The 26,520-nt window shown below is 62.9% G+C and carries 25 protein-coding genes; 18 read left to right on the top strand and 7 right to left on the bottom strand.

Annotation, left to right across the window (positions count from 1 at the left end):
• Positions 1–164 precede the first annotated feature (164 nt).
• Complete coding sequence (locus WBP07_RS25030; RefSeq protein WP_395397793.1) at positions 165–656, top strand: hypothetical protein; 492 nt, start codon at positions 165–167, stop codon at positions 654–656.
• 238 nt (positions 657–894) lie between these two features.
• Here the strand turns inward: WBP07_RS25030 and WBP07_RS25025 are convergent, their stop codons facing one another.
• Both WBP07_RS25025 and WBP07_RS25020 read right to left on the bottom strand, forming a co-directional pair.
• Positions 895–2,769: a methyl-accepting chemotaxis protein gene (locus WBP07_RS25025; protein ID WP_395397792.1), complete on the bottom strand. Its 1,875-nt coding sequence runs from the start codon at positions 2,767–2,769 to the stop codon at positions 895–897.
• A 289-nt stretch (positions 2,770–3,058) separates the two neighbouring features.
• Entirely contained in the window at positions 3,059–3,580 is a 522-nt protein-coding gene (locus WBP07_RS25020) for a hypothetical protein (protein ID WP_395397791.1), read from the bottom strand.
• 196 nt (positions 3,581–3,776) lie between these two features.
• Between WBP07_RS25020 and cyoA the strand changes: the two genes are divergently transcribed.
• The 6 genes from cyoA to WBP07_RS24990 are packed head-to-tail and all read left to right on the top strand — an operon-like array spanning position 3,777 to position 8,848.
• A complete protein-coding gene (gene cyoA, locus WBP07_RS25015) occupies positions 3,777–4,826 on the top strand; it encodes a ubiquinol oxidase subunit II (protein WP_395397790.1) in 1,050 nt (349 codons plus the stop codon).
• Between the two features lie 21 nt (positions 4,827–4,847).
• A complete protein-coding gene (cyoB, locus tag WBP07_RS25010; protein ID WP_395397789.1) occupies positions 4,848–6,845 on the top strand; it encodes a cytochrome o ubiquinol oxidase subunit I in 1,998 nt (665 codons plus the stop codon).
• Positions 6,846–6,847: 2 nt separating this feature from the next.
• A complete protein-coding gene (cyoC, locus tag WBP07_RS25005) occupies positions 6,848–7,471 on the top strand; it encodes a cytochrome o ubiquinol oxidase subunit III (RefSeq protein WP_395397788.1) in 624 nt (207 codons plus the stop codon).
• Positions 7,468–7,854, top strand: coding sequence for a cytochrome o ubiquinol oxidase subunit IV (gene cyoD, locus WBP07_RS25000; RefSeq protein WP_395397787.1), 387 nt, complete (start codon positions 7,468–7,470; stop codon positions 7,852–7,854). Before cyoC ends, cyoD begins: the two co-directional genes overlap by 4 nt.
• 47 nt (positions 7,855–7,901) lie before the next feature.
• Entirely contained in the window at positions 7,902–8,606 is a 705-nt protein-coding gene (locus tag WBP07_RS24995) for an SURF1 family protein (RefSeq protein WP_395397786.1), read from the top strand.
• 32 nt (positions 8,607–8,638) lie between these two features.
• On the top strand, positions 8,639–8,848 hold the full coding sequence (locus WBP07_RS24990) for a helix-turn-helix transcriptional regulator (protein ID WP_395397785.1): 210 nt from the start codon (positions 8,639–8,641) through the stop codon (positions 8,846–8,848).
• Between the two features lie 50 nt (positions 8,849–8,898).
• On the opposite strand, the gene WBP07_RS24985 is transcribed toward WBP07_RS24990, so the two are convergent.
• The gene (locus WBP07_RS24985) at positions 8,899–9,867 is read right to left on the bottom strand and encodes an MBL fold metallo-hydrolase (protein WP_395397784.1); all 969 of its coding nucleotides are present in this window, start codon (positions 9,865–9,867) and stop codon (positions 8,899–8,901) included.
• Between the two features lie 198 nt (positions 9,868–10,065).
• Here WBP07_RS24985 and WBP07_RS24980 point away from each other — a divergent pair, with 198 nt between their 5' ends.
• The 6 genes from WBP07_RS24980 (at position 10,066) to WBP07_RS24955 (ending at position 16,043) form a co-directional block, all read left to right on the top strand.
• On the top strand, positions 10,066–12,294 hold the full coding sequence (locus tag WBP07_RS24980; RefSeq protein WP_395397783.1) for a TonB-dependent receptor: 2,229 nt from the start codon (positions 10,066–10,068) through the stop codon (positions 12,292–12,294).
• A 559-nt stretch (positions 12,295–12,853) separates the two neighbouring features.
• Entirely contained in the window at positions 12,854–14,086 is a 1,233-nt protein-coding gene (locus WBP07_RS24975) for an FAD-dependent oxidoreductase (RefSeq protein WP_395397782.1), read from the top strand.
• Positions 14,083–14,499: a thiol-disulfide oxidoreductase DCC family protein gene (locus WBP07_RS24970; protein ID WP_395397781.1), complete on the top strand. Its 417-nt coding sequence runs from the start codon at positions 14,083–14,085 to the stop codon at positions 14,497–14,499. The genes WBP07_RS24975 and WBP07_RS24970 overlap by 4 nt, the downstream gene beginning before the upstream one ends.
• Positions 14,457–14,597 (top strand): hypothetical protein, encoded by a 141-nt coding sequence (locus WBP07_RS24965; protein WP_395398299.1) that lies wholly within the window; start codon positions 14,457–14,459, stop codon positions 14,595–14,597. The genes WBP07_RS24970 and WBP07_RS24965 overlap by 43 nt, the downstream gene beginning before the upstream one ends.
• A gap of 53 nt (positions 14,598–14,650) precedes the next feature.
• Complete coding sequence (locus WBP07_RS24960) at positions 14,651–14,998, top strand: hypothetical protein (protein WP_395397780.1); 348 nt, start codon at positions 14,651–14,653, stop codon at positions 14,996–14,998.
• A gap of 436 nt (positions 14,999–15,434) precedes the next feature.
• A complete protein-coding gene (locus WBP07_RS24955; RefSeq protein WP_395397779.1) occupies positions 15,435–16,043 on the top strand; it encodes a transcriptional regulator in 609 nt (202 codons plus the stop codon).
• On the opposite strand, the gene WBP07_RS24950 is transcribed toward WBP07_RS24955, so the two are convergent.
• Entirely contained in the window at positions 15,978–16,592 is a 615-nt protein-coding gene (locus tag WBP07_RS24950) for a response regulator (RefSeq protein ID WP_395397778.1), read from the bottom strand. The genes WBP07_RS24955 and WBP07_RS24950 overlap by 66 nt on opposite strands.
• On the bottom strand, positions 16,589–19,687 hold the full coding sequence (locus WBP07_RS24945; RefSeq protein ID WP_395397777.1) for a triple tyrosine motif-containing protein: 3,099 nt from the start codon (positions 19,685–19,687) through the stop codon (positions 16,589–16,591). The genes WBP07_RS24950 and WBP07_RS24945 overlap by 4 nt, the downstream gene beginning before the upstream one ends.
• A gap of 267 nt (positions 19,688–19,954) precedes the next feature.
• Here WBP07_RS24945 and WBP07_RS24940 point away from each other — a divergent pair, with 267 nt between their 5' ends.
• The 5 genes from WBP07_RS24940 (at position 19,955) to WBP07_RS24920 (ending at position 23,975) form a co-directional block, all read left to right on the top strand.
• The gene (locus WBP07_RS24940; RefSeq protein ID WP_395397776.1) at positions 19,955–20,929 is read left to right on the top strand and encodes an alpha/beta fold hydrolase; all 975 of its coding nucleotides are present in this window, start codon (positions 19,955–19,957) and stop codon (positions 20,927–20,929) included.
• 52 nt (positions 20,930–20,981) lie between these two features.
• Positions 20,982–21,674 (top strand): alpha/beta fold hydrolase, encoded by a 693-nt coding sequence (locus WBP07_RS24935; protein WP_395397775.1) that lies wholly within the window; start codon positions 20,982–20,984, stop codon positions 21,672–21,674.
• A gap of 1 nt (position 21,675) precedes the next feature.
• Positions 21,676–22,599, top strand: a complete 924-nt coding sequence (locus WBP07_RS24930; protein WP_395397774.1) for an alpha/beta fold hydrolase — start codon at positions 21,676–21,678, stop codon at positions 22,597–22,599.
• Positions 22,600–22,601: 2 nt separating this feature from the next.
• Positions 22,602–23,282 (top strand): isochorismatase family protein, encoded by a 681-nt coding sequence (locus WBP07_RS24925; protein WP_395397773.1) that lies wholly within the window; start codon positions 22,602–22,604, stop codon positions 23,280–23,282.
• 228 nt (positions 23,283–23,510) lie between these two features.
• Entirely contained in the window at positions 23,511–23,975 is a 465-nt protein-coding gene (locus WBP07_RS24920; RefSeq protein WP_395397772.1) for a DUF1348 family protein, read from the top strand.
• A gap of 169 nt (positions 23,976–24,144) precedes the next feature.
• On the opposite strand, the gene WBP07_RS24915 is transcribed toward WBP07_RS24920, so the two are convergent.
• Together WBP07_RS24915 and WBP07_RS24910 are read right to left on the bottom strand one after the other, a co-directional pair.
• Positions 24,145–26,208 carry a TonB-dependent receptor plug domain-containing protein gene (locus tag WBP07_RS24915; RefSeq protein WP_395397771.1) on the bottom strand — a complete coding sequence of 688 codons (2,064 nt, stop codon included), beginning with the start codon at positions 26,206–26,208 and terminating at the stop codon, positions 24,145–24,147.
• The gene (locus WBP07_RS24910; RefSeq protein WP_395397770.1) at positions 26,205–26,516 is read right to left on the bottom strand and encodes a hypothetical protein; all 312 of its coding nucleotides are present in this window, start codon (positions 26,514–26,516) and stop codon (positions 26,205–26,207) included. Before WBP07_RS24910 ends, WBP07_RS24915 begins: the two co-directional genes overlap by 4 nt.
• Positions 26,517–26,520: the final 4 nt, after the last annotated feature.

The raw sequence follows: 26,520 nt of genomic DNA, 5'->3' as shown, positions 1-26,520 counted from the left end.
GTCAGCGCCGCTTCCAGCAGTAGAAAACTGCCCAACTGCGCAGTACTCGTGCGACGGTTTTGAATGAGGTGCAAAAATCCAGCGTTCATGCAAATCGCTGGAAACCAACAGAGTGCTCCCTTACATCGATCAAGGTTGGACCGAAAAAGGTAGGAAAGTCAGCCATGATCAAATTCAGGAGGTCGTTGGCGTCTCTGCTGTCGGCCTGTCTTGCGATCGGCGTACTACCCGCAGCTTTGCATGGAGAAGACAGGGCGGCGGTAGATTCAGCGGCTGTGCCCGCTACGCGCATTCTCGATGAAAGCGCGGCAAATCGCCTTTTGTCGAACAAGGGATTGACGCTCCAGTGGATCGACTGGGATCATCGCGGTACAGCGACTATTTCCCGGCAGTCCGGCGTGTGGAAGCTGCATGGCCGCCAGGCGGAGGCTAATGGTCCGGGACTGCTGGCGCTTGACGGCAACATCACGGAAATCGGCGCCGACTACTTCACCTTCCAGGGGCGCATAAGCATCACCGATACGCCAGACACTGCCCGCATCTGTTCGGCGGAAAAGACCTGGCATTTCGCCATCACTCAGAACAGGCGCTACTATCGTTTGCGGGAATTCGAGTGGTGTGACGAGTTGACCGACTACGTCGATATTTACTTTTGAGGCGTACTGGGAGGGAGGTCGCGCTTATTGCGGTGGGGCCGGCGCCGGCCCAACTTGTCGCCGGTCGCACCAGTCGCCTGTATGATGGTTTCCGCCGGTATCGGCCGTTTCCCTTAATGAGGGTTCCGCAAATCTCGGCTTTGTCAGTCGCCGTCAGGTCACCGGACAGACAACCGGTGCTCCCCCATGGCGGGCGTTCCGCCATGAGGGAGCCGATTTCACGGGCGGTCTGGTTCCATCAAAAATCCATCCAGTCGTCGTCCTGCCCAGTCGCGACGGCTACGAGGGTAGGCTTGCGAACCGGTGCAGGCTGACTGTTGGCGATGGTGCCAGTCATCTTGCGCAGTGACGGGGTTGCGAGCGCACGCGTGGAGTAGGGACGCGCCTCGTCACTCACGCGGAACTTCGCTGCGCGGTCCGACAGGACGGTCACTTCGCTGTTGAGGTTGCGCGCGGCGGCCGAGGTCTCTTCCACCATCGCCGCGTTCTGCTGCGTGGCCTGGTCCATCGTGCCGATCGCCGCGCTGATCTGCGTGATCGTGGAGGACTGTGCCTGGTTGTCGGTGGCGATGTCGCTCAGCAGCGTGTGTACTTCGGTCACGTCGCCCGAGATGTTCTGCAGGGCGCCGTCGACGCGCTGCACGGCCTGCACGGCGGTGCCGATGTCGGTCTGCGTTGCGGTCAGCTGCTCACGGGCGCGCTTGGCTTCTTCTTCCGAGCGCATGGCGAGCGCGGAGACAAGGTCGGCGACGACCGCGAAACCGCGACCGGCATCGCCCGCACGGCCTGCCTCGACGGCGGCGTTCATGGCGAGAACGCGGGTCTGGAAGGCGATCTTGTCGAGCCCTTCGATCACCGAGTCGATGCCCTTGGCGCTTTCGCTGACGCGGCCCATCGCCTGGACGGCCTCGTCGGCGACCGAGCGGCCGGATTCGACCACGCCCATCGCGCCGTCCGCGCGTTCGACAGTGCGCCCGGCGGCTGAGGCGGTGGCGCGCAGGCGTGCTTCCATCTGGGTGATGGCGGCCGAGGTTTCCTCAAGGCTGGCCGCATTGCTTTCGGTGCGGCGGGCCAGGTCTTCCGAAGCCTGGGCGATTTCGCCCGACCCGGTGCGGATGGCATGGGCGCTTTCGGTGACCGCGCCGATCAGATCGCGCAGCGCGCCGACGGCCAGGTTGAAGTTGTTCTTCAGTTCGGCATAGGCGGGCGGGAAATCGGCGGTGATCGACTGGGTCAGATCGCCTTCGCTGATCGCCTGGAGGCTGGAGCGCAGCGTGGAGGTGACCACTTCCTGCTCCTTCGCCTGCTGCGCGTCGATCTGGGCGCGGGCTTCGGCGGCGACGCGGAACTGTTCGACGGCTTCGGCGATCTCACCGATTTCATCGCCGCGTTCGCGGTAGGGGACATCCTCGTGCCGCCCTTCGGCCAGCGAAGTAGTGATGTGGGCGATGCGCGACATCGGGGCGGCGACGGACCGATTGATCAGCAGCCAGATCAGCACGATCAAGCCCATCGTTACGACCGCGAGCGTGATGGTGAGGTAGAGAGCAGCATCGCTGGTTGCCTGCCCGGCCTTGGCGGATGCATCCGAACGCTCGCGGGCTTTGTCCATCAGGGCGTCGGTTTGATCGGTCACGGCGACGGACGCGTCCTTTGCCTCGCCTTTCACCGCTGCCATCATCGCGTCGAAGTTGCCGGCATCACGCAGTTGCATGGTACGGTCGTTGACGGCCTTCAACGTTTCATAGTTCTTGCGAAGCAGGGCGAGGTCGGAAGCGAAATCATCGTCCGCCACTTGCGAATAGGCGGTGAGGGCGGCGTCCATCCGTTGCTGGCTTGCCTTGTAGCGCTCACGGAAGCCCGCCAGTTCCTGTGTATTGGCTGCGGCATAATAGTTGAAAATCAGGAGGCGCTGTTCTTTCGCCTCGCTGATGATGTCGGATAGCGCGTTGGCGCCGGCAATTCCGCGATCAACGTGCTCTTTGGAAATCGCGGTTAGCGAGGTGGTCGTAAGGTAGCCGTTAATGCCTAACGCGGCGATCATCAGGTTGATGAGCGAGAATGCTGCCCAAAGCTTCTTTGGCAGGCTCCAGTTGTTCAGGAAATCGAGCAAGATAAATTCCTCAGGCCGGGGGGCGGTGCTGGGTCGACGAACGGTATCTTATGGAATTATAGACACTTGCCCTGCCTTCCGGGCAATCTCATGCTGCACTGCAATATTGCCCCTGTGTCGGCGGCCATTCGCAACGTTCCCGGACCTTGGAATCGTCATCAGCCCGTAGCCGGTCCGTGAAACCGATCAGGCAGGAAGGCGCAGCCCCGGTTGTCGGCTAGTCAGCGCGCTTCCAGCGGGTGCCGCGGTGCATGATCGACCGCTTCCATGGAGGCCCCTTACCAGCGGCTCATCTCTTGAAAAGCAGCAGTTGTTCAAGGGAATGACGTGCGGGCAGTGTTAGCCGATCCGCAAGCAGCATCAGCAGTGCAAGCACTTCCAGATGCAGCGTATGCTGGACGGAGGCTTCCATTTCGATCAGCATCTCGACGAGCGTTGCCGTGTTCGGCGGGTCGTCCGCAAGGATCAAGGCCTCGCTGAGGTTCTTGGCATCCAGGGCATCGTGGATCTGCCTTCGCAGTAGCTTTGCGAGGATGGAATCCTCGAAGCCTTCGGGCCTCGGTCCGAATAATCTGCTCAGAACGCTATCGATGACGCGTATTCGCATATCGAACGCGTTTTCAACTTCTTGGGCGATTTCGGCTCTGTCAGTCGCGGAAAGGTTCGCGCGGTGAGCGGAGGCATCGAGCATGGCGCAAATGCGATGTATCCGGGTGTGATCGGCGACCAGCTCCGTTATTTCCCATACTTCTATCAGAACGGACTTTGCAGGGCGTGGCGAGGACCGACGGGCGATTGCGAAATGCTCCATGGCGGGCGGGTTTATAGTCGGATGCGGCCCCCGCATTGACCCCGATCAAACCATGCATTCACCCAACTAAATGATCGAAACCACCCTGTAATATTGATCGATATCAAACTCTTCGTGCCGAAACGGGCGTACCGCCTCGCGCATGCAACCGCCAAAATCGAGACACCCTCGCCGGGCCCTGTGCCTTCCGGTCACGATGCTGCCCATGCTGTTGGGTGGCTGCGACATGGTCGTCATGAACCCGACCGGCGATATCGCCATGCAGCAGCGCAACCTCATCCTGCTGTCACTGGGATTGATGCTACTGATCATCGTGCCGGTAATCGCACTCACCGTCGCTTTCGCTTGGAAATACCGTCGCGGCAATCCGAACAAGGACTACGATCCCGAATTCCACCATTCGACCACGCTGGAACTGGTTATCTGGGCCTGCCCGCTTGCCATCATCACCGTGCTGGGGGCCGTTACCTGGACCAGCACGCACCAGCTGGATCCTTTTCGCCCGCTCGAACGCATCGCCCCGGGCAAGCCAATCCCCGCGGGCACCAAGCCGCTCAACGTTCAGGTCGTCGCGCTCGATTGGAAGTGGCTGTTCATCTACCCCGACCTTGGCATCGCCACCGTCAACGAACTGGCGCTGCCGGTGGACGTGCCGGTGCGCTTCTCGATCACCTCTACAGATCAGTTCAACACCTTCTCCGCGCCGACGCTGGCCGGCATGATCTACGCGATGCCGACGATGCGCTCGGAACTGAACGCCGTGCTCAACAAGACCGGCGACAGCTGGGGCTATTCGGGCAACTACACCGGCGCCGGCTATTCGGACATGCGTTTCAAGCTGCGCGGCGTCACCAAGGCCGGGTTCGAGAATTGGGTTGCGGAGGCGAAGGCCAAGGGCACGCCGCTTTCGACGCAGACCTACCTCGCGCTTGCCAAGCCCAGCCAGAAGGCGCCGGTGGTGCGCTATTCCTCGGTTCAGGCCGGCCTGTTCGACCGCATCGTCAATGCCTGCGCCGAACCCGGCAAGCCCTGCATGATCGACGTCATGCGGCGCGATATGCTGGCTGGCAAGATGCACATGGGCGAACGCGCCGCGACTTGTGACGACAAGGACGGCAAGCTGGTCCCCAAGGCCGCTGATGCCCAACCTGAAAAGCAGGCCGAACCGGCCGGATCACGCGATCCCAAGATCTCAACCAACGATACTCCAGTGCTCCCTGGCGCCTTGCGCACAGAGCGGGCCTGACCTCGCCCTATCGGAACCATCATGACAGACACGCTAGCAAAAACCGTGTTCGGACGCCTGAGTTGGGAGTCCTTACCCTTTCACGAGCCGATATTGCTCGGCACTTTCATCGTCGTCGTGTTGCTCGGGCTCGGCGTGGTCGGGGCGGTGACGCGCTTCGGGCTGTGGGGCTATCTCTGGAAGGAGTGGTTCACCAGCGTCGATCACAAGAAGATCGGCATCATGTACATCATCCTGGGCATCATCATGCTGCTGCGGGGCTTTGCCGACGCCTTGATGATGCGCCTGCAACAGGCGATCGCCTTCGGATCCAACCCCGGCTACCTGCCGCCATCGCACTACGACCAGATCTTCACCGCGCACGGCACGATCATGATCTTCTTCGTGGCGATCCCGCTGGTGGTGGGCCTGATCAACTTCGTCATGCCGCTCCAGATCGGTGCGCGCGACGTGGCCTTTCCGTTCCTGAACAACCTCAGCTTCTGGCTGACGGTTTCGGGCGCGGTGCTGACGATGATCTCGCTGTTCGTCGGCGAATTCGCGCGCACCGGCTGGCTGTCCTACGCCCCCTTGGCGGAACTGGCCTATAGTCCCGACACCGGGGTCGACTATTACCTGTGGTCGCTCCAGATCGCAGGCGTCGGCACCACGCTTTCGGCGATCAACATGGTTGCCACCATCGTCAAGATGCGCGCGCCGGGCATGACCATGATGAAGATGCCCGTCTTCACCTGGACTGCGCTCTGTTCCAACGTCCTGGCCATCGCCATCTTCCCGGCCCTGACTGCCGCCTTCTTCCTGCTCATGCTGGACCGTTATGCCGGCACGCACTTCTTCACCAACGAACTCGGCGGCGCGCCGATGATGTACTGGAACATGGTATGGATCTGGGGGCACCCGGAAGTCTACGTCCTGGTCCTGCCCGCTTTCGGCATCTATTCTGAGATCACTTCCACCTTCACCGGCAAGCGCCTGTTCGGCTACACCTCGATGGTCTACGCCACCGTCGTTATCACCATCCTCTCCTACCTCGTCTGGCTGCACCACTTCTTCACGATGGGTGCCGGTCCTTCGGTCAACAGCTTCTTCGGCATCGCGACGATGGTGATCGCCATCCCCACCGGCGCCAAGGTCTTCAACTGGCTGTTCACCATGTACAAGGGCGACATCCGCTACGACGTGCCGATGATGTGGGTGGTCGCCTTCATGATCACCTTCGTGGTCGGTGGCATGACCGGCGTTCTACTGGCCATTCCGCCGGCGGACTTCGTGCTCCACAACTCGCTGTTCCTCGTCGCCCACTTCCACAACACGATCATCGGCGGCGTCGTCTTCGGCCTCTTTGCCGGCATGGTCTACTGGTTCCCCAAGGCCTTCGGCTTTAAGCTTGACCCGTGGTGGGGCAAGGTTGGCTTCTGGGGCTGGGTGATCGGCTACTGGCTGGCCTGGACGCCGATCTACATCGTCGGCCTGATGGGCAACACGCGCCGCGTGAGCCACTTCGACGATCCCAGCATCCAGCCCTACTTCGTGGTGGCGCTGATCGGTGCCGTGGTCATCCTGATCGGCGTGCTCGGCTTCGTGATGAGCATTGTCATGGGCTTCGTGAAGCGCAAGGAATTGGCCGACACCACCGGCGATCCCTGGGGTGGCCGTACGCTCGAATGGTCGACCAGTTCGCCGCCGCCGGCCTACAACTTCGCGATGACGCCGGTGGTCCACGACCTTGACGCCTGGCACGATATGAAGACGCGCGGCTACCGCCGTCCGGCTTCGGGCTTCCAGCCGATCCACATGCCGAAGAACACTGGGGCCGGCGTGATCCTGGCAGGCCTTGCCACCGTGCTTGGCTTTGCGATGATCTGGTACATCTGGTGGCTCGCCGCGATTGCCTTCGCGGGCCTGCTTGCCACCGCCATTGGCCACACCTTCAACTTCAAGCGCGACTATACCGTCCCTAGGGACGAAGTCGCCCAAACCGAAGCCAAGCGGCGCCTGTCGCTCGGCGCGGGAGCCTGACCATGACCGAACATGTGATGATCGCCCGCGAGGAGCCGGTAATCTGGCACCTCGCGGAGGAGGAACACCCCGCCAGCCCCACCGGGCTTGGTTTCTGGATCTACCTGATGAGCGATGCGCTCATTTTCGCCTCGCTCTTCGCCATGTTCGGCGTGGTGAGCACCGCCTTCGCAGGCGGACCGGGGCCACGGCAGATTTTCGATCTGCCTCTGGTTGCGCTCAACACCGCGTTCCTGCTGGCGTCGTCGATTACCTTCGGTCAGGCGATCCCGCATATGGAAGCGGGCCGGGTGGGGCCGACGCGTTTCTGGCTGGCGATTACCGGCCTGCTGGGCGCGGCTTTCGTGGGCGTGGAACTCTATGAGTTCTCGCACTTGATCGCCGAAGGCGCCGGGCCGGACCGCAGCGCGTTCCTTTCTGCCTTCTTCGCACTGGTGGGCACGCACGGGGCGCACGTCACCGTCGGCCTGATCTGGATCTGCACGCTGCTGATCCAGCTTGGCTCACAGGGCCTGGGCGAGGCGATGAAGCGCCGCGTGATGTGCCTTTCGATGTTCTGGCACTTCCTCGACATCATCTGGATCGGGGTCTTCACCTTCGTCTATCTGTATGGAGTGATCCGTTGAGCACCTCCTCGCACCCCGTAACCCATAGCCACTCCGGTGGTCATGGCGGCTCTCATGGCAGCCGGGCCGCCTATCGCGCCGGCTCCATCCTCTCCATCGTGCTGACGGCGATCCCGTTCCTGCTGGTGATGACCAACGTGCTGCCCGACCGGGGCATCATCGCGCCGATCATCTTCGCGCTCGGGTTCATTCAGATCGTCGTCCACGTGCTGTGTTTCCTCCACCTCGATACACGGTCGGAGGGTGGCTGGACGCTGCTGGCGTTCCTGTTCACGACGATCATCGTCGTGCTGACGATCGCCGGATCGATCTGGGTCATGTACCACCTCAACGCGAACATGATGCCGATGCCGGGCGGTCCGATGGACGGCTCGGTTCACTGAGCCAAGTGGATTGCACCGTGCAGCGAACTTCGAACCGCAAGCGAATCATGATGCTTGCCATTTCCCTGTTCGCTGCCGCTGCCTTCGCGGTGCTCGGGGTCTGGCAGCTTGAGCGCCGCGTCTGGAAGCTGGCATTGATCGAGGCGGTGGAAAGCCGCGTTCATGCCGTGCCGGCTTCCCCACCAGGGCTTCCCGAGTGGGGTGGCGTTTCCGCGGCCAAGGACCAGTACCGCCATGTCGTCGTAACCGGCCGCTTCCTCCATGACCGCGAAACGCTGGTGCAGACCGCGACGGAAATGGGCACAGGCTATTGGGTGATGACGCCGCTGGAGATAGCGGACGGCACCGTCATCCTCGTCAACCGGGGCTTCGTGCCCGACCGCTTCGTCGCGCAGCGATCGCGTCTGGCAGCGCCCGCTTCAGGCCCTGTTCGCATCACCGGGCTGCTGCGCATGTCGGAGCCGAAGGGCCGCCTTTTGCGCGCGAACCAGCCGAGTGAAAACCGATGGTATTCGCGCGATATCGCCGCCATCGCCAGCGCCCGGCGGCTGCCTCCTACCGCCCCTTACTTTATCGATGCCGATGCCTCGCCCATCGCCGAAAGCTGGCCCCGTGGCGGTTTGACAGTTGTGGCATTTCCCAACAATCACCTGAGCTATGCCGCGACGTGGTTCAGTCTTGCCATGCTGAGCATGTTTGGCTTCGTGATGTTCTGGCGACCGGGCGCCGACAAGCCACACGCCCGCCATTGAATGAGACCTGTTCCGAAAACGGGGAGCGAACTTTGCATAACCGGCTGCGAGAACTTCGCAATGAACGCGGGCTCACGCAGGCAGGTCTTGCGATGCTGGTTGGCACTTCGCGCCAGACCATCAACCTGATCGAAAACGCAAGGAATGACCCCTCACTGTCGCTCGCCTTCGCCATCGGAAGAGTGTTCGGTCTGCCTCTGGAGTCGATTTTCGATGACGGTCACTGCACGGACATTCCGTAAGGGCCCGATTGCCAAACGGTCGTTCGGATATCGGGATTTTTGCCGCTGAATCAGAACGCTAAGCTCCGGCCCTGTTCGGCGATGATGTAGCGAACCGGCGGGCCGTCTCCTTCGCTAAGTTGACGTTTGATCGCTTCGACGTTCTGCGGTCCGCCATCGACCGATGGCTTGATGTGCCCGATTACGACTGGAAGGCCTGCCATCTTGGCTGGCTCACCGACCAGATCGCCGAGCCGCGCGAGTTCCCGTTTGAGCCAGCTCGGCGTCAAGTGCCCGAACAATTCCGCGTCCTTGCGGGGATCCGGGTAAGAGGTTTCGATGATGATGGCCCGCAAGTGCCCGGCGCGAACAAGCGGGGCGACGGCTTGCCAAAGCGAGGTCAGTCGCGCCGAGTGTTCAACGGCATCCGGCCCCGTGTCGCCCATGCACAACAGGGCCTCTTCCCCGGCACGGATGAGGAAAGCAGTCGACAGCGCTCCACTGTGCGAGAGCGGAAAGGCAGTGACGGTCAGGCCCGATTGTTCGACGGGAACGGGGGGCGCACCCGGCGTCAGATCCTGGTAGTGATAGCGTCCCAGCAGAGGGGGGCGTCCGCGATCGCCCATGTTGGGCCATGCACTCCAGTTGAAATAGTCCGCTGCGAGCGCTGCGTTGACGTCCGGCAGGGCGAAGATCGGCTTCGGGCTGTCATCGGGCGAGACCATCACCAGCCCGGCCACATGGTCGAGGTGGGGGTGCGTGATCAGGTAGGCGCCGATCCGACGATGCAGCACATCGCTCGGCCGCGTTCCGGTTGGAAAGCCGCCCTTTGCAATCGCCGCGCGAATTCCGGGCACGAGAGTGCCGGCGTCGCAGGCAAGTCCCTGCTCCTGACCGCGGCGTGCGATGAACCAGGCCGAGGTAGAGCCTTCGACAACGCCTCCCTCAACCCCGAGCGGGACGACGTCGAACGCCCTTGATGCGGCATCGGCCGAGAGGGGGGCGGCACAGGCGAGGGCGGCGACGGCGGAATGTCGCAAAAATGTCATAGTTTTCGTAAACACGTGCCCCGGTTACGATTTCTTGTGGAATGACGGAAGAAATTTATCGGAAATGTCACAATCGAGCCTTAAGGGCCGCCGCTTCAGAAGGAAGCCGGTGCGAGGTTGATCCTGCTGACCTTGCCCGGCACGTGGGCGGGGCGCCACGTCATGCACCGGTCGCATGCGAGGGTTGCAATGATGAAGATGAAGACATGTCTGCTGGCCGGTGTGCCCGCGCTTCTGGTCGGCGCGACGCCGGCCCTGGCCCAGAATGCCACGCCGGAAGCTGGCGAGGTTGCCGCCGACATCGTCGTCACCGCCCAGCGTCGTCCGGAAAACATTCGCGACGTGCCGATCGCCGTCTCGGTGCTCAGCGGCGACAAGATCAGCGCCGTCTCCGAAGGCGGCGCCGACATTCTCTCGCTGGCGGGCCGCACGCCCAGCCTTTACGTCGAAAGCTCGAACGGTCGCTACGCGCCGCGCCTTTACATCCGCGGCCTTGGCAACGTGGACTTCGACTTCAACGCTTCGCAGCCGGTGTCCGTCGTGCTGGACGACGTGGTGCTCGAAAACGTCTACCTGAAGGGCTTCCCGCTGTTCGACCTCGACAGCGTGGAAGTGCTCAAGGGGCCGCAGGGCACGCTGTTCGGCCGCAACACTACCGCCGGTGTCGTCAAGATGGATACCCGCCGCCCGGGTGACCACCAGGAAGGCCAGGCGCAGTTCACCGTGGGTGAACTCGGCACGATCCGCGCCGAAGTGGGCGCAACCATCCCGGTTTCCAGCACGCTGTCGCTTCGCGTGGCGGGCCTTGCCAACCACCGTGAGGACTGGGTGAACAACGCCTATGACGCCTCCTTCACCAAGCAGGGCAAGGACCTTGGCGGGTTCGACGACGTGGCCGGCCGTATCCATGCGCTTTGGAAGCCGGATGACCGCCTTTCGGTCCTGTTGACCCTTCAGGCCCGTTCCTATCGCGGCACCGGCACGCTTAACCGCGCCAACGTGCTGACGACCGGCTCGAACAAGCTCAACGACCGCTATGACCGCGATACCGTCTATTACGACGGCGGCCGCAACAACCCGCAGGCGCAGGACACCACTTCCGAAGCGCTCCATGTCGATTACGACTTCGGCGGCGCAACGCTGACCGCGATCGTCTCTGCCTATCAGGGCAGCAGTTCGGGCCGTGGCGACATCGACGGCGGCGTGCTCGGCACCACCGCAGGCAGCGGCACCATCCCCTTCAATTCGGAAACCGGCACGCTTTCCAGCGACCTCGACCAGCAGACTTACGAAGTCCGCCTTGCCAGCAACGGCGAAACCCGTTTCGGCTGGCAGGTCGGCGCGTTCTACTGGCACGAGAATTTCGAGCTGATCTCGGCGTCGTGGAACGGCACCGGCGGTTTGGATCCGACGGTGATCTCCCAGCTCAACCAGAAGAGCGACAGTTGGTCGGTCTTCGGTCAGGTCCATTATGACGTCACGGACCGTCTCCGTCTGACCGGCGGCGCCCGCTGGACCCGCGACCAGCGCGACCTGGAGGCCGCCCGCACGCTGGGCGCGCCTTTCGCGGATTCGCGCCATGTCGGTGACAAGCAGCCGAGCTGGGACGTCAGCGCGCTCTATCGCTTCAGCCCGCAGGTCAGCCTGTTCGGCCGTATCGCCCATGGCTATCGCGGTCCCTCGATTCAGGGCCGTATTGCGACCTCCAACATCCTGACGACGGCGGATTCCGAAACGATCACATCCTATGAAGCGGGCATCAAGGCCGCGACACCGGACAACCGCTTTCGCGTCGATCTCACCGGCTACATCTACGATCTCAAGGATCCCCAGTTCACCGCGATCGGCGGCCAGGGCAACTTCAACCAGCTGATCAACGCAAAGCGTGGCAAGGGACGCGGCGTTGAGTTCGAAGCCACTGCCATCCCGGTGCGCGGCCTCCAGTTCAACGGCGGCATTTCCTACAACTTCACCAAGATCGATGATCCAGATCTTCTGGTCGCCTTCTGCGGTGCGGCCTGCACGGTGCGTGATCCGATCGTGAACGTCGGCACCACGCGCCGCGCCTCGATTGACGGCAATCCGTTCCCGCAGGCGCCGCGCTGGCTGTTCAACTTCAACGCATCGTACACGTATGAACTGGCGAGCGGCAGCAAGCTCTATGCCCAGACCGACTGGGTCGCGCAGAAGGACTTCAACCTGTTCCTCTACGACGCGACCGAATTCCACGTCGGCACCAACTTCGAAGGGGGCGCGCGCATCGGCTGGCGTTCGCCCTCCGACGCGGTGGACGTCTTCGTGTTCGGCCGCAACATCACCAACGAGTCGAACGTCATCGGCGCGATTGACTTCAACAACCTGACTGCTTTCGTGAACGATCCGCGCGTGCTCGGCGCAGGCGTCAGCTTCCGCTTTTGAGTGACCGGGCGGCTCTCTTGGAGAGAGCCGCCCGGCCCCAATCGGCGCTTGATCCGGAAAACTCTTTTTATTGTATGGTTTAAGGCATGTGCGGGCCCGGCGGGGCTTGGATGCCAAGGCTTTAACGCAGTTTGGCTCGAACAACTGCGCGGAAAGCGTCCCCATGAGCGGCCCTGCTTCCACGCCTGAATCTTGAAGCCGTAAAATGTTTCACGACATATTTTTCCGGCGATCGAGCGGCTGAACGTATGGCAGCGTCCGGGTAACGACTTCGGATTGGCGAAAGTCGGTTACGTCGGCGGAAGCCCTTGGCGGGGCAGGGCGGCATCGTCAGGCCGCGGCCCAAGTCGGTCGTTTGCGACGCCGTGACCAGACCTCCGCTATGGGGCGGAACCGACGTTCCAACATAGGCAGGCCAACATAGGCAGGCATGTCGCGTCTATGAGCGAGTGGGCCCCATTCGAGCTGGGCGGAGTTGGGCTGAATTTTCGGCGTCGCAAATGCCGGCATGCGATGACGACCTATTGGACGGCGCCATATCGTCGGGTAGAGAGCAAGTATGCGGGGACTGGACATCGCGATCGCCGGCTGCGGGCCATGCGGATTGGCAGCAGCTTTATTGCTTCACCGCGGCGGGCATCAAGTTAGCTTGTTCGAACGGTTTAAGGCACCACAACCCATCGGTTCCGGATTGATGCTGCAGCCAACGGGAATGGCGGTTCTCGCCAAACTCGGCTTGCTTGATGCGGCTTTGGCACGGGGCTCGCGCGTCGATCGGCTGTTCGGGATGGCGGGCAAGCGGGTCGTACTTGACGTGCATTATGCGGCCATGCGCGGTGCGGCCACCTTTGGCATCGGCATTCATCGCGCCAGCCTGTTCGCGATCCTTCATGAAGCCGTCCTGCGAGCCGGTATACCCGTTCATTCCGGGCGGACCCTGGCTGGGAGCGCGCTCCTTGGAAAGAAACGCGCGCTGCACTTTTCCGATGGCCAAACAAGCGCGCCCTATGACCTCGTTATCGACGCGCTGGGCACGTGGACGCCGCTCGCCCCGCCTACCGGGCGGGAACTGACCTATGGAGCGCTATGGGCCAGCCTCGACTGGCCTTCGGACGCGACCTTCGATCCCCACACCCTGGCGCAGCGCTATGCTTGGGCTAGCAAAATGGCGGGTGTCCTGCCTATCGGCATACCGCCTGGAGCTACGACGCCGAAGGCGGCCTTCTTCTGGTCGCTCCGGGCGGATCGATTGGACGCGTGGCGCGAGGCTGGACTGGCGCCGTGGAAGGCCGAAGTGGCGGCGCTCTGGCCAGATTGCGAGACACTGCTCGACCAGATCCATGACCCGAACCAATTGACCTTCGCGCGCTATGCGCATCGGACCTTGGCCGCGCCGGCGGAGCCGGCGCTGGCGCATATCGGTGATGCTTGGCATTCCGCCAGTCCTCAGCTTGGGCAAGGGGCCAACATGGCATTGCTCGACGCCTGGGCCCTCGCCCAAGGCCTGGGCCAGGAGGACAGCGTCGATGCGGGCGTTCGGCAGGGCATCCGGCTACGCCGCCGGCATGTTCTGACTTATCAATGGCTCACTGCGCTATTCACTCCGGTCTATCAATCCGACAGCCGCTTCGTGCCGTTGATCCGCGACCGTTTGGTCGGTCCCCTGTCGAAGCTTTGGCCGGCCACCGCGATACAGGCATCAATGGTGAGCGGGCTGGTTGGAAACCCGCTACTGCCACTAGGGCTGGATAAAGCCTTTCATGTTGCAGCGCCTTTGGTGGAAGCGGCGTGACCGCCATTGCGAGCAGCAGTGACTGTCCGATCATCGTTTTCGACGCGATGTGCGTGCTCTGTTCTGCGAATGCCGCTTTCGTGATGGGGCACGACCGGGCCGGACGCTTTCGGCTCGCGTCCATGCAGGGTGACGTCGGGGCCGCACTCTACCGTCGGTTCGGAATCGACCCTGCCAATCCGGAAACATTGATCGTAGTAGAGGGCGACAGAGCCTTGCGGAACAGCGACGCCGTTCTAGCCATATGGGCGGGACTGGATCGCCCCTGGAACGCGATGGCGCTATTGCGGTTCATTCCGCGCTGGGTACGTGATCCTGTCTATCGTTGGGTTGCGCGGCATCGGTACAGGCTGTTTGGACGGAGATCTGCTTGCTGGATACCGACCCCGGAACAGGCTCGCCGCATCCTGTGACGCGCATCCTGCTTCTTGGCGGCTTTGGCAGTCGAATTGCGCGAAGACTCGCAGGCGAAAGGCATGAGGTGCTGGTAGCAGGGAATAATTGGGAATGATTACGAAAATACGAGAATTAGGTCCGCCCGATCTATGTGCGACATTTCTCCTGATGGCATTGGTGCTTTTTCAAGCCGGATGTACTCAAATATCTTGCGATGGATTTCCAACTGCTTTGGAAGCTCGACAGTTTAACGTTGCAGATTTTTCTCCGACGAAAATTTCGAGATCCGATAGCGCGCTATTCGACCCGCAAATCCAAAAGTGCGCCGCATTGACTGACCAGCGTTTTTATCCCGGCAATCTTTCTCTTGTGGGAGTGGATCGTCGCCACGGCAATCAATTTGCATTATATAGGTTGAATTCTACCACGGATTTATATTTCGCGTTCCTTTTGGTTCGTGCTGACAACCAAGTTAAGGTTAAATCGGCATATCCGGTTTACGCGGGCATGTTCTGATTTGGCCCTCGGATGTTTCTCCTAAGCCTTCCGCTGACGGCTGCATTGTTGGCGTTTCCGAAACGGCAGATAATCACCGGAGATTTTACGAATCTGCCCTTCAGCTAACCCTTTGAACTCGCAAATGTCGGGGGACTTGTGGAACGATAACCTTCGCTGTGCGCGCTGCGCAGTGCAGCACAATTTGCGCAGCAACCAATGGAGCAAGGGTCTGCTTTCCAACGTGATGGTTTGATATGACCGTTGCTAACGTTTTAACCTCCCGCCCCGGCAAAATGAAGCAATTACCCGATTGGGTATCAAGCACGGCCCAGACGGGGCGCGCGCCGCGGCATTCATCGCGCTAAAACCGGGTATCGGCCGTCACCCACGCTTGCACTGCGCGGAGGCGGGCGCGGGATGGATGCCTCGCGAGGCACAGCAGGAAGGTCAATCGATGTCGATCGCCGCTGTCCGGATTTCGGCCACGCTCATGGGCGAGGGCGACCTTTCCACCTCCCGCTCCTTCGCTTTCGGGCACTTCGTCTTAGAGCCGGAGCGGCAATTGCTGCTCAGCCATGGGAAGCCCGTGCGGATCGGCGGTCGGGCGCTCGACCTTCTCACGGCGTTGGTGGAACGAGCCGGCGAGCTGGTCGACAAGGATGCACTCGTTTCCTGCGTCTGGCCAACGACCTTCGTCGATGCCGCCAACCTCAAAGTCACTATGGCGAGCCTGCGCCGCGCGCTTGGGGAAAGTCATGCTACGCCGCGATACATCGCAACAGTTGTGGGCCGGGGCTACCGCTTCATCGCGCCGGTACGGCCCTCGACTTGCCTGGCCGAAGGCGGCGACGGTGCCACGGTCATGGCAGAACGAATAGCGGGTTTGATTGATACCGTCGAAGCCATCCGGCTGGAGTTGCAGCATATCAGGGCCGGATCGCGGCTTGCATCACCAGAGGAGTGGGCGGGTAGCTTGAGAATGCCTCTCCCCGAGGAGCTAGCGCTCGATGAAACCACGCCGTGCCGCTACCGTGACGGCATGCGTGCGATCGTCTACCCCTAGCTTGGCGAAGAGTTGCTTCAGGTTGGCTTTGATCGTGTCCGTCGAGACGCCAAGGTGCCAGGCGATCTGTTTGTTGGATTGGCCTTCGGCCAACCGCCGCAGGATCGCCAGCTCACGCTCGCTCAGTTGTTCATCCAGTGCATGGACGGCAAGGGCATGAGCGATGTCCGGGCTAATCGTCCGGCGGCCCGCATGCACAGAGCGGATCGCGTCCAGCAATTCCTTTCGGATACTGTTCTTCAGCAGATAGCCCGCCGCTCCGGCCCGTATCGCGCGGACGGCTTGCGCGTCGCCGGGGTAGGTGGTGAGCATCAGGATTGCCGCCCCCGCCGATACACGTCGAATGGCCTCCACGGCGGCGATGCCGTCCATGCCAGGCATCTGGACGTCCATCAGGACTACATTGGGCAGCAGCGCGGTAAAGCGCTCGACTGCCTCCTCGCCATTCGCTGCCTCGCCCACGGCGATCATATCGGGTTGGCGCTCGATCAGCGCCGTAATGCCCTCCCGGACGATCGGATGGTCATCGACGATCAGCACTTGGATCATGTCGCCAGGTCCCCGGACGGCCGCGTCAATGACTTCCACCAGCGCGAAAACCAGTTGGGCCCCTGAGTTTTATACGCGATCCTGCCGGGTATGGCGAGCAGCACCTGGGTGCCGCCCTCGGCGATGCGGCGAATGACAAGATCGCCGTCCAGCTTCCGCGCGCGTTCACGCATGCCGGGCAGGCCGAAATGGCCGTCTCTAGCGCCTGCTTCGATGACGTCTGGGTCGATCCCCACGCCGTTGTCGGCAAACGAGATGGCGAAGTTGAATTGATGGCGGACTTCTATGGCGATACGCGTAGCCTGGGCATGGCGCCGGATGTTGAATATTGCCTCCCCGGCGATGCGCGCGATTTCGTCAAGCGCCAACGGATCCAGGGCGCGCGGTGTTCCTACCGTCTCGATCGACGGGGCGGTCTGTGGATCGAAGCCCTGCTGCAGGACCAGATCGGTCATAATTTCCTCGATATCGTTACCGTCCCTGGCTAGCCGCAGTTCCTTGACCCTATCGCGACCCTCGGCAATGACCTGATCCGCGCGATCGATCGCTGCTTCCAGTGCGGGGCGAGCGCGTTCCTCGATCGGAAGTTCGTCGACCACCAGTTGAAACCGTAGCGTCAACGCCTGCACCGATTGAAGCAGCGTATCGTGAAGATCGCGGGCAATCCTCTCGCGCTCCTCGACCCGCTCGGCCATGCGCATGCGGATGCGCCTGGCGACAGCGCGCAACCGCAGCGCATAAGCCAGCCAGAGGAAGCCAAGTACGATCAGCCCGCAGATGACTTTGAAAGGCCAGCTTTGCACAAAAGTTGGCGGAATTTCTATGTCGAGCGTCGCCCCATGGGCATTCCACAGGCCGTCGCTGCCCGCCGCGCTCACGATGAAGCGATACACGCCGGGACCAAGATTGGCATAGGAAGCCAGTCTTCGCGTGCCAGGCAGAACCCAGTCGTCGTCAACGCCTTCGAGGCGGTAGCGGAACTGGATGCGATGTGGCGCCGCCAGGCTCAGGCCCGCATAACCGATGTCCAGGGAGTGGGTGCCGGCGGGCAGGGTCAGCCTTGCGGGATCGCGGTAGACCTTCCCCCCGCTTGAGAGCGAACGGATCACGACTGGCGGGGGCGATACGTCATTCCCGAGCTTGGAAGCATCGATGTAAGACACGCCGGGACGCTCTAGCAGCACGAGCCTTCCATCGCTGCCAACGCCGAGTTGCGGGCCGGGGTACGCCGCGTTCTGGGAAGGGCTGAGCCCATCGCGCAAATCATAGTATCTGCGGGGAAGTGGCGCGCGCGGATCCTCGAATGCGCGATCCAGGGCGGCAGTGGCAACCTGGGAAATGGAATGATTGCTCCGCATCCAGGTTTCGCCGCGCGATGTCTGGACAAGTCCCCTCAGCCGGGCGACCCAGGGAAAACGCCGTGCATCGATGCGCGTGATGCGGTTCCCCCGAATTCGCAAAAGGCCGTTGTTACCGCTGATAAAGATGTCGCTACGGCCGACGGCAATCTTGCTTATGGTTCCAAGGTCGTAGCGGGTCAGGTCGGTCGTCGTCGCACCGTCGCTGTTCAGCCGGACAAGGGCTTTGGACGCCACATAAGCGACGTCGCCGGCCGGGGTGACGACGAGATCCGGCTCCTGCATTACCGGTCCGGACTTGCTGAGGCGGTGCCACCCGCTGGCATCATGCCACATCGCGTCGCCGGGCATGATCCCGACCCAGAGGCGGCCGGAACGGTCCTGAGCACAGGTTCCGATCAGCGCTTCCCCTGGCGGCGAAGTCAAGACCGACCGCACGCCGCTGCGCCAATGGGTGATCCTGGAATCCAGCACGCCCCAGAACCCGCCGCCATTCGCCGGGCATATGCCCAGGAGCCCGCCATCAAGGACTTTTCGAGGACCTGCGGGCGTGATCTGGTAGACCGCGTGATCGGTCGACACGAAGATCTCATCTTCCGAGGCGCTCATGGCGAAACCCAAGCCAGGGTCGCCTTTCATGCGCGATTCCCGCACAGCGCTCGCCACACGAAACCGGTCGAGGCCCAGCTCGCTCCCGAACCAGATATTGCCTTCCCGATCGACGAACGGTTTGCGGACCACGTCCGACGTAAGGCCGTCGGCAGCCATAAATCGCTCAAGCGGCGAAGCGGCCGTGCGATGCACTGTGCCCGCATCTGCAACGTAGAAGATCCCGACCGAATTGGTGCTTCCCCATAGCCCGCCGACAGGGTCGAATGCCAAGGCGGTGCGTTCGGAGTTGGGAACTGCGGGGTAGGCGATGGGCCGGGCGATGGGTTGGGCGATGCTCTGGCCGTCGGAACCGACCGCCATTCTCGTGCCGCCCTTATCGGAAATCCACAGCCGGCCCGCCCGATCGACCGAGCAGGCGGCAGTCATCTCTGCACGGACGGGGCTGATCCGAAAGCGCGCCGCGTCTGGAGGCAAGGAAACCAGTAGGTTCTTGTGCTCCGCCTCCAGGCTGATCCACAAGGTTCCGTCGGCGGTTACGCACGGCGGGCCCGGAAAACCCGCCGGCAGACCAAGACGCTCATCCACCGGTTCCAACCGGTCGTGGGCCAAACGATACAGGCGATTGTCACGATAGGACACGCCCGCCACAGCCCAAATCGCCTTGTCGGATGTCTGGGAGAAGCCCAGTATTCGGGAAGGCGGCTCACCCATCGATACCGCATGCAGCATGCCTCTGCGGTAGACCGCAACACCGCCGTTCTGCGCGAAGCCTACCCACAATTCGCCGGCCCGCGAAACCAGGAGCGCGGACGGGGAGGAGCGCTCCATCCGTGACCCGGCGGGCAGCGGCACACGCTCGAACGTGACGCCGTCGAAGCGGAACAAACCCTCCGACGCGGCGAGCCAAAGCCAACCGTCCGGGGTTTGTGCAATCGCGGTGACGCCGGTCGGGGCGCCGTCATCGACTGTCCAGCGCGTATGTTTGAACTGGGCCAGTCCGAACTGCCCATCGCGCGCCAGACATGCCGTGCCGGCGAGCAGCATGGCCACGGGCAGTAGCAAGGCGCAGAGCCACTGCCGCAGGATCGCGATAGATGTGCGGACACGGTCAAACTCCGCTTGCATGCTTACCCCCTAATCGACCGTACTTGGACCAGGCGCGGGGGCGCTGCACCCGTCGTCCTGCACATTGCGCCCCCTACGCCCATCCAGAACTTTGCCCGCGCCTGCGCGCACTAGCAACCCTTCCCCCGTGCGCGAAGCGCGAACGACTACAACATCTTACCGCGCTTTACTCCATCGGCTGGCGGCGCGGTGATACTCCGGCGCCACAATGTCATGGCGAGGCGGTGACACTGTCCCGGCAAATCTGCCCCGACGGAGGAACGACGCATGAAACGACTGATCCCCATAGTACTGGCCGGCGCGATGCTGGCCGTACCGGCTGCCGCGCAAACGGGCTGCCCGGCGGCCGCGCAGCAATCCGCCGCGCGCCCCGTCCCGGTCATCCACTACAAGTCCAAGCAGATCGACGGGGTGAAAGTCTTCTATCGCGAAGCGGGGCCGGTCGGGGCGCCGGTGCTGCTGTTGCTGCACGGTTTTCCGACTTCGTCTCACATGTACCGCAACCTCATTCCGCTTTTGGCCGATCGCTACCACGTCATAGCGCCGGACTATCCGGGATACGGGCAGAGCGACGCGCCAGACCACACGCAGTTCGCCTATACTTTCGCGCATCAGGCAGACATCGTCGACAAGCTGGTGACCCAGATCGGCGCCAGCCGTTACGCGATGTACGTCATGGATTACGGAGCCCCGATCGGCTATCGTCTGGCGCTGAAGCATCCCGAACGCGTCAGCGGTCTGATCGTCCAGAACGGCAATGCCTATGTGGAGGGCCTTCAGTCTCCTTTCTGGGATCCGATCAAAGTCTATTGGCGTGACCGCTCGCAGAAAAATCGCGATGCGCTGAATGGCCTGGTCACGCTGGACATCACCAAGTTTCAATATACCGATGGCATGGGCGACGTAGAGCGCATCAGCCCGGATAACTGGGTCCACGATCAGGCGCTTCTCGACCGGCCGGGCAACCGCGACGTCCAGCTCGATATGCTGGGAGACTATGGCGCCAACGTGCCGCTCTATCCGCAATTCCAGGCGTTCTTCCGCGAGCGCAAGCCGCCGACGCTGATCGTTTGGGGCAAGAACGACAAGATCTTCCCCGAAGCTGGCGCGCACCCATATCTGCGCGATCTTCCCGATGCCGAAATCCATATCCTCGATTCCGGCCATTTCGCGCTTGAGGATCGGCTGGACGTCATGGCGCCGCTGATCCGGAACTTCCTCGATCGCAAGATCTGCAAATAGCAACCGGAGCGCGCGCGGCGCTACCGCGCGCGTTCTCCCGAAAGGACCAGATATGTCCAAGAACCTATCGGTCGTGCTCGTGCACGGCGCGTTCGTCGATGGCTCCGGCTGGCAGGCGGTGTACACGCTGCTGTCGGCGGAAGGGTATGAAGTGCTGGTCGTGCAGAACCCCGCCATCACACTGGAGGGCGACGTGGCCGCGACGGAGCGGGCGATTGCCGAGGCGCGCCACCCGGTGGTCCTTGTCGGCCACAGCTATGGCGGCGCCGTCGTCACCGAGGCGGGTGACAACCCCAAGGTCAAAGCCATCGCCTACATCGCGGCTTTCGTACCCGATGCCGGGGAATCGGTTGCGGCGTTGAACGAAGCTCCAGCAGAGGCAGGCGAGGCAAAAGCGCCGGTTCTGCCGCCCGAGAATGGCTACCTCGTCGTCGATCCCGCGCACTTTGCCGAAGCGTTCGCCGCCGACGTCGATCCCGACATCACCCGTTTCCTGGCGGCGGCGCAGGTGCCCTGGTGGCTCGGCGCTGCCACCGCACCCGTCACTCGGGTGGGGTGGAAGGTTCGCCCGACTTTCTATCTCCTTGCCAGCGCAGACCGCATGGTCCCCCCCAGCGCCCAGCGCCACATGGCGGAGAGAGCCGGCGCCCGATTGTCCGAAATCGACAGCAGCCATGCCGCGATGCTCTCCCACCCGGATGAGGTCGCCGCCTTCATTTCCGCAGCCGCGCAGACAGTTGCCTGACATGGTATCCGCATCGGCGCCTCGCCCTGGGACCCATCACCGCACAGCCACGATCGGCGGCCTTGAAATCTTCTACCGCGAGGCCGGGCCAGCCGACGCGCCGGTTCTGGTCCTGCTGCACGGCTTTCCCAGCTCTTCGCACATGTACCGCAACCTCATTCCGGCGCTCGCGGACACCTACCGCGTCATCGCGCCGGACCTTCCCGGCTTCGGACTGTCGGCCGCACCGCCCCCCGGCAGCTATGAATACAGCTTTGCTGCATTTGCCGAGGTGGTGGACGGCCTGCTCGCGGCGTTGGGCGTCGACCGATATGCCCTCTATGTGATGGACTATGGCGCGCCGACGGGCTTTCGACTGGCGCTCAAGCACCCCGATCGGGTCACCGCTCTGATCGTCCAGAACGGCAACGCCTACGAAGAAGGCATGCAGGATTTCTGGGCGCCGACACGCGCGCTTTGGGCCGATAACAGCGAAGCCAACCGGGCCGCCATGCTCCCCTTTTTCACGCAAGAGAGCACGCGGTTTCAGTACGTGGCCGGGGTAAGGGATGAAACCCGGATCGACCCGGCAGCATGGTTGCACGATCAGCTCTTTCTCGATCGCCCGGGAAACCATGCGATCCAATTTGCAATCATCTACGACTATCGCACCAATGTTGCGCTCTATCCGGCGATCCATGCCTACTTTCGCGCTTCCCAGCCTCCTACCCTGATTTTGTGGGGACGGAACGATCCGATCTTTTCCGTTGAAGGCTCGGAGGCATTCCTACGGGACCTGCCGCAAGCCGAAGTTCATCTGCTCGACACCGGGCACTTCGCACTTGAAGACAAGGCGGACGAAATGGTGCCGCTGATCCGCGATTTTCTGGGCCGCCAGCTTGTCGCCAGCGCGCCAACATCTGCCGATGCCAAAGAAGGAGCATGACCATGGAGACCCCAATGCGTGCCAAGTCGAGCATTCTTCCCTCCGGCGGCGGCGCCGCGCTCATGGATCCGTCCGATACGCTGATCCTGCTGCTCGATCATCAGTCCGGGCTGTTCCAGACCGTCAAAGACATTCCGGTTGCCGACCTGCGGCGCAACGTGGAGATGATCGCCAGGCTGGCAACACTGCTGCATATCCCGGTGATCACCACGGCGTCCGAACCTGCGGGTAGCAACGGGCCGCTCATGCCGGAGATCCACCACCACGCGCCGCACGCGGTCTATGTGCCCCGCAAGGGCGAGGTCAACGCCTGGGATAACGACGATTTCGTGGCAGAGGTGAAGTCCACTGGCCGCAAAACTCTCGTCATGGCCGGGGTCTGGACCAGCGTCTGCGTGATGTTCCCGGCGCTGGACGCCGTCGCCGCCGGCTACGACGTTTATGCTGTTCTGGACGCTTCGGGCGATCCCAGTGAAATGGCATCGCGAACATCGCTCGCCCGGTTCGTCCAGGGCGGCGTCAAGCCGACATCGACAAACGCGCTGCTTTCGGAGCTTCACCGCACCTGGGCACGTCCGGAGGCGGCGGACTTGGTACATCTCTATGGCCTCGTCGCACCGAACTATGCCGCGGTGGTGGAAAGCTATGTGCGGGCGCAGCAAGCCGCCAAGACAACCGGTTAAGCACTGGGCGCCAAAGCCAAAGCCGTGGTCTTTGGCGCTCTATTGCGCTGCTGCGGACACGCTGGCTCGCTTCCAATCAGATGACCGCCCACCCCGAAGTCATCGTCGATGTCGCGCCCGGTCCGATTGGCCCGGGGTTGCCGACACGTCACTCCCTCATATTCATTCCCGGTGGCGTCCGCCTGGAATTGGCCACACCCTTTGCGTGAAGCCGAAAGGACAAGCCCGATGTCTCGACCGCAGCTGCCGCCCTTCACCCGCGAAACCGCCCTCCAGAAAGTCCGCGCCGCCGAAGACGGCTGGAATTCCCGCGACCCGGCGCGGGTGGCGCTAGCCTACACGCCGGACAGTCTATGGCGAAACCGCTCGGAATTCCTGCAAGGGCGCGACGCGATCGTCGCTTTCCTCACCGCCAAATGGCTGCGTGAGCACGAGTATCGCCTCGTAAAAGGCCTCTGGGTGCATGACGGCAACCGGATCGCGGTGCGCTTTGCTTACGAATGGCATGATGATGGCGGGAACTGGTTCCGCTCCTACGGAAACGAGAATTGGGAGTTCGCCGCCGATGGCCTGATGGCGCGCCGGATCGCGAGCATCAACGATGTGGCGATTGCGGAAGACGAGCGGCTATTCCACTGGCCGCTGGGTCCGCGACCGCAGGGGCATCCAGAGATGGAAGATTTGGGACTTTGACAACGGCCCTCCCGCTGCGGGTGAAGAACTCAGCTGGTGCCCGAGATCCGCTCTGACCGTCACGCCGGGAGGTCTTCGAATCCTCTACGTTCTCGGGCGATAATCCTTGTCGTGACAGGCGGAAATCCCGTGCGTCGGAACACTTGTCCCTGATTCACCAGACGGACTCTCAGAGCGCCTTTGCCAGCGTCAGCGTTGCGGTTGCGCCTTGCCGGCGCCGTCTTTCCTCGCTGCCGGTGAATTGGGCGGCGCGGCTCGGCGAATAGAAGCGACGCATCCGATAGAAATCCTGCCCGCCGAGTGCCGAGACGGCCAGTGTAGTCTTGAAACCGGGAAGGGCAGTCGTCTCCACATAGCCGCCCCAGCTCTGGCCATCGCGCCAGTGCAGCTTTTCCGCGGTGTAGAACACGTCGGCATATTCGGCGGCCGTGTAAGTCACGCCCCAGGAGGATTTGAGTGCGGGAAGATCGTGGCGGAACTCGGCCGTCAGGCTGCGGGGCAGCACATCGTCCATGCGGCGATCCTGGCCCGTCACCTGATCGCGCATGCGGGAGCCGCGCAGGCTGGCGTCCACGGTCAGCCGCGCGCCGCGCAGCACGGCTTCCAGCGGCAGCGTGCCTTGCGCCGTCACGCCCCATTGGCGGGCATTGCCGATGGTGCCCAGCGCCTCGTCGCCGCTGGGCAGCAGGACATAGCCGAGCAGGCCGGTGTGCCATTGGTGCCAGGCTTCCAGGGCCAGCGCACCGCCCTTGCCCCAGCGATGATCCAGCCGAGCGAGCGCGCGGGTGATGCGGGCCGGACGCAGCCCGGAATTGCCGCCGAGGGGCCGCCCATCGGTCTGGTTGACCGAAGCGGCGAAGTCGCTGAAGTCCAGCTGATCGACCGTTCGCCGCATGGCGAGGCGCACTTGCGTTTCGGCCGAAGGGGACCAGACGAGGGCGGCCGACGGTTTGAGATAGGACAGGCTCTGCTCGCTGTCGGCTTCGCCGCGGACGGTGATCTTCGACAGTTCGATTGCCATGCCCGCTTCCAGCGAGAAACGCCGGGCCAGCCGCACGGTGGCGTTCGCGAAAGCCTCTGCGCGCTGTTCGGATACGCGTGTGTCTGCGTTGCTGAGCGGGATGGGAACAAGGCCTGCGCCGGTATCTTCGGCATAGTAAAGCGTGCTGGTGAGGCGATTGTAGGCCACTTCCGCGCCGAATTCGGCGCGGATCCGATGCTCGCCCTCGCGCGTGACGGTGACGCGGCCGACCAGTTCGGTCGGTTTCTCGCGCTGTTCGGAGACGCTGCGATAGCCCGGTTCGACAAGATCGTCCGACGTGACGTAGTGTTCGATGGTGCCCAGCGCGACCAGTTTGGTGCTCCAGTCGTTGCCGAGGCGGCGGGTCCAGTCCGCGCCCAGTTCGCCGTTGCGGCCGTTCTCTCGGTAGGCGATGGTGCGGTTGGAATCGGGCTGGCCATCATCCGCGCCTTGGAAGATGTCGTAGCCGGTGCGCGAGGAATAGCCGTCCTTGCCGAGCCGCAGGTTCACCGTCAGCGTGCCGCCTGCCACGCCGCCCGACGTGGAAAGGGCAACGCCATATTGCGGTGCGTTCGCCGATATCCGCTCGTTGCGCGTGCGGGTGAGGGTGCCGCCGGCGTCGCGCTCCAGATAGACGGCGTGGGTAGGGTAACGGACGGTCTGGGCGGAAAGCTCGACATTCGTCTGCCAGCCCGCGATCCGCCGCGCGTAGCTGACGCGCGCGTCGGGCGAGATATGGCCGTCGGAAGTATGCGCCAACGCCAGCGAGGCATTGCCGGAGCCACCGGCATCGGCGCGCAGGATCAGGTTGGCGACAAGCGTCTGGCCTTGCGCCTCGGCCGCGTCGCTGCCGCGCAGCAGGACCACGCGCTCCACGCGGGAGGCGCCGATCCGGCGCAGCACTTCGGTGATGCCGCCGCCTTTCACGGTGGGCCGCTGTCCGTCGATCAGGACATTGCCCGCCGCGCCGCCGAAACCGCGTACCGATGAGCCTTCGCTGAGGATGAAGCCCGGGGTGCGTTCCAGCATGTCCAGCGCGGTCTGCGGCTGGAAGGGCTTGTAGAACTCGGCAGGATAGACCGGATCAGGGCCGCTGGGGGTGGCTGCATGCGCGGTGCTGGTCGGCGCGGGATCGCCGGCCTGCGGCTCTTCGCCGGGGGCGCCGGAGGCCATGGCTGCAGCGCCGGCAACGAGCAGGGAAAACGGGTTCATCGCGTTGCCGTCAGCAGCCAGGTCAGCAGGGCAAGCGGCACGGCCGCCCCGATCAGCCAGGCCCAGGCCCGGGCGGGACTGGCGGCATGGAACACAGCCATCGCCACCAGGGCGAACACGGCATAACTGGCCAGAGTCGCGGCGGTAACGGCTTCGGCGCGGGCCATGCCGAGCGCGGCGAGGACGAGCGACAGCGCCACGGTGCCAAGCGCAGTCACCCCATAAGCGCCAAGCGTGCCGGCCAATGTCCGCGAGGCGACCGACCAGCGGTGGCGGGCGGCGAAAAGGGCAGTGAGGGGCTTGATCATGCGC

This window comes from Novosphingobium oxfordense (assembly GCF_044029435.1).
Classification (GTDB): Bacteria; Pseudomonadota; Alphaproteobacteria; order Sphingomonadales; family Sphingomonadaceae; genus Novosphingobium.
This window is presented reverse-complemented; position numbering and strand designations above follow the sequence as displayed.

Coding starts and splice junctions, on each gene's coding strand:
- WBP07_RS25030 (WP_395397793.1), top strand. CDS start 165: ATGATCAAATTCAGGAGGTCGTTGGCGTCTCTGCTGTCGGCCTGTCTT.
- WBP07_RS25020 (WP_395397791.1), bottom strand. CDS start 3,580: ATGGAGCATTTCGCAATCGCCCGTCGGTCCTCGCCACGCCCTGCAAAG.
- cyoA (WP_395397790.1), top strand. CDS start 3,777: ATGCTGCCCATGCTGTTGGGTGGCTGCGACATGGTCGTCATGAACCCG.
- cyoB (WP_395397789.1), top strand. CDS start 4,848: ATGACAGACACGCTAGCAAAAACCGTGTTCGGACGCCTGAGTTGGGAG.
- cyoC (WP_395397788.1), top strand. CDS start 6,848: ATGACCGAACATGTGATGATCGCCCGCGAGGAGCCGGTAATCTGGCAC.
- WBP07_RS24995 (WP_395397786.1), top strand. CDS start 7,902: ATGATGCTTGCCATTTCCCTGTTCGCTGCCGCTGCCTTCGCGGTGCTC.
- WBP07_RS24980 (WP_395397783.1), top strand. CDS start 10,066: ATGATGAAGATGAAGACATGTCTGCTGGCCGGTGTGCCCGCGCTTCTG.
- WBP07_RS24975 (WP_395397782.1), top strand. CDS start 12,854: ATGCGGGGACTGGACATCGCGATCGCCGGCTGCGGGCCATGCGGATTG.
- WBP07_RS24960 (WP_395397780.1), top strand. CDS start 14,651: ATGGCATTGGTGCTTTTTCAAGCCGGATGTACTCAAATATCTTGCGAT.
- WBP07_RS24955 (WP_395397779.1), top strand. CDS start 15,435: ATGTCGATCGCCGCTGTCCGGATTTCGGCCACGCTCATGGGCGAGGGC.
- WBP07_RS24950 (WP_395397778.1), bottom strand. CDS start 16,592: ATGATCCAAGTGCTGATCGTCGATGACCATCCGATCGTCCGGGAGGGC.
- WBP07_RS24945 (WP_395397777.1), bottom strand. CDS start 19,687: ATGCAAGCGGAGTTTGACCGTGTCCGCACATCTATCGCGATCCTGCGG.
- WBP07_RS24940 (WP_395397776.1), top strand. CDS start 19,955: ATGAAACGACTGATCCCCATAGTACTGGCCGGCGCGATGCTGGCCGTA.
- WBP07_RS24935 (WP_395397775.1), top strand. CDS start 20,982: ATGTCCAAGAACCTATCGGTCGTGCTCGTGCACGGCGCGTTCGTCGAT.
- WBP07_RS24930 (WP_395397774.1), top strand. CDS start 21,676: ATGGTATCCGCATCGGCGCCTCGCCCTGGGACCCATCACCGCACAGCC.
- WBP07_RS24925 (WP_395397773.1), top strand. CDS start 22,602: ATGGAGACCCCAATGCGTGCCAAGTCGAGCATTCTTCCCTCCGGCGGC.
- WBP07_RS24920 (WP_395397772.1), top strand. CDS start 23,511: ATGTCTCGACCGCAGCTGCCGCCCTTCACCCGCGAAACCGCCCTCCAG.
- WBP07_RS24915 (WP_395397771.1), bottom strand. CDS start 26,208: ATGAACCCGTTTTCCCTGCTCGTTGCCGGCGCTGCAGCCATGGCCTCC.
- WBP07_RS24910 (WP_395397770.1), bottom strand. CDS start 26,516: ATGATCAAGCCCCTCACTGCCCTTTTCGCCGCCCGCCACCGCTGGTCG.